Source organism: Wolbachia endosymbiont of Mansonella ozzardi (assembly GCF_020278625.1).
Classification (GTDB): domain Bacteria; phylum Pseudomonadota; class Alphaproteobacteria; order Rickettsiales; family Anaplasmataceae; genus Wolbachia.
On the sequence record NZ_JADAKK010000089.1, the window covers coordinates 497 to 1,339 of the forward strand.

At 38.3% G+C, this 843-nt stretch carries 2 pseudogenes; both read right to left on the reverse strand.

Annotated elements, in window-relative coordinates:
- Nucleotides 1-614 (reverse strand): annotated as a pseudogene (locus IHO40_RS05680) (FAD-binding protein); the annotation flags it as partial.
- Nucleotides 605-843: pseudogene (locus IHO40_RS05685) on the reverse strand (hydroxymethylbilane synthase); the annotation flags it as partial. The pseudogenes IHO40_RS05680 and IHO40_RS05685, both read right to left, overlap by 10 nt.

Here is an 843-nt window from a genome sequence, read left to right on the forward strand (position 1 = left end):
TTGTTTTCGATAATTTCCTTTAGCCTTCTCAGTATAATCTCGTGCTCTGAACTTACTCCTTTAAACTCAGCTTCAACGAAGATCCACTGCCCGTTCAAGCTATGCCCACGGTAAACATAACCCATCTCTTCGCTGAAGAATTCATATAGGTTTCTATCCTCTAAGTTCACTGCTTTTATCGAATGTACAACACTTGCGATATCACTACCATATGCACCTGCATTCATTTCTATCCCACCGCCAACCGTTCCTGGAATTCCAGCTAAAAACTCAAGTCCACTAATTTTTTGTTCCCCGGCAAAGTAAGCGAGATTGCTAAGTAGCGCAGCACCACCTGCAACGATAGAATTGTCGCTTTTACATTTAATATACGCAAACTCCTTACCCAATTTCACTGTTATGCCTCGAATGCCACTATCTCGTACTATTATGTTGGATGTTGCACCGATAACATTGATTGGCAATTCAGTATTTTTAATCAAGCATATTAAATCTTCAATATCACGTGGTTTAAATAACACATCAGCTTGTCCACCGACATTCAACCACGTCATTTTAGACATAGAAATATTACAGCAATAGATTCCATGTACTTTAGGCAAGCTTATAAGCATTTTGATTTCAACTCTAATCCTGCATCCATACCCATTTTTTCTGCATCTTCTGCAAATGAAGTGCGTTCAGTAAAGTATATGTTTTTTTCGTCTGCTAACATACAACGAAGATGTAGTATATTTTCACTCACATATTCTGCCAAAGCTGCAAGTGGTGTGAAGCATGAACCGTTCACTGTCTTCATGAAGCTACGTTCCGATTTTGCCCTTATAAAAGACATATTATTAT